This window comes from Kitasatospora sp. NPDC007106, from assembly GCF_040634455.1.
GTDB classification, from domain to species: Bacteria; Actinomycetota; Actinomycetes; order Streptomycetales; family Streptomycetaceae; genus Kitasatospora; species Kitasatospora arboriphila.
Window position 1 is genome coordinate 1 of the sequence record NZ_JBEYFP010001418.1, and the last position, 1,103, is coordinate 1,103.

Annotated in this window: 1 protein-coding gene; it reads right to left on the reverse strand. The window is 74.3% G+C overall.

Going from position 1 to position 1,103, the window contains the following annotated elements; all coding sequences use genetic code 11:
- The coding region (locus ABZ641_RS38935) for an HAD-IC family P-type ATPase (RefSeq protein ID WP_359989438.1) at nucleotides 1-1,069 on the reverse strand (1,069 nt) is incomplete at its 3' end.
- Between the last annotated feature and the right edge of the window lie 34 nt (nucleotides 1,070-1,103).

Genomic DNA, 1,103 nt, shown 5'->3' on the forward strand with positions numbered 1-1,103 from the left:
GGGAGGCCCGGTCGGTACGGGCGGCGAACGCCGTGCCGATCTGGCAGGCCACGATGCCCAGCCAGGCGACGGTGGTGGCCTGCCGGTACAGCTCGTGCAGGGGGGTGCCGGGGCCGGTGGGGTCGCCGGGGTGCCAGCCACCCGCGGTCAGGGTGAGGAAGTAGCCGCCCATGACGAGCGCGGCGGAGATCAGACCGAGGAATCCCCAGGCCCTGGCCAGCATGGCGGGCCGGATCACCTTCTCCGTGCGCGGCCGTGGCGGACGGTCCATCAGGCCCGGTTCGGCGCGCTCCCGGCCGAGGGCGAGTGCGGGCAGGGTGTCGGTGCCGAGGTCGACGGCGAGGATCTGCATCACCGTCAGCGGCAGCGGGACGGCGCCCCCGGCCAGGGCGAAGACCAGGAAGGGCACCACCTCGGGCACCGCGTGCGCGAAGATGTAGACGATGAACTTGCGGATGTTGTCGTAGGTGCGGCGGCCCTCCTCGACCGCGGCCACGATGGTGGCGAAGTCGTCGTCGGTGAGCACCATGGTGGCCGATTCGCGGGCGACCTCGGTGCCGGAGCGGCCCATGGCGATGCCGATGTCGGCGCGGCGCAGCGCGGGCGCGTCGTTGACCCCGTCCCCGGTCATGGCCACGGTGTTGCCCTCCGCCCGCAGGGCGTCGGCGATCCGCAGCTTGGCCTCGGGTGAGGTCCGCGCGAAGATCACCTCCTCGCCGCGGGCGAGCAGGGCGTCCAGGTGGTCGTCGCTGAGGGAGTCCAGTTCGGTGCCGGTGACGATCCGCATGCCGCGGTGGCCGATGCCGACCTGTTCGGCGACGGCCGCGGCGGTCAGCCCGTTGTCGCCGGTGACCACGTGCACGGTGATGCCGGCGCGGTGGGCACGGGAGATGGCGCCGGCGACCTCGGGCCTGGGCGGGTCGGCCATGGCGACCAGGCCGAGCAGGCACAGGTCGTGTTCGGCGTCCTCGCGGCGCCGCGGCGGCGGCACCCCGGGGCGGAGCGGCCGCACGGCGACCGCGAGCACTCTCAGGCCGCGCGCCGCCAGCCGGCCGATCTCATGCACCACGGCCGTGCGGTCTTCGGCGGTCAGAGCCCGTTCC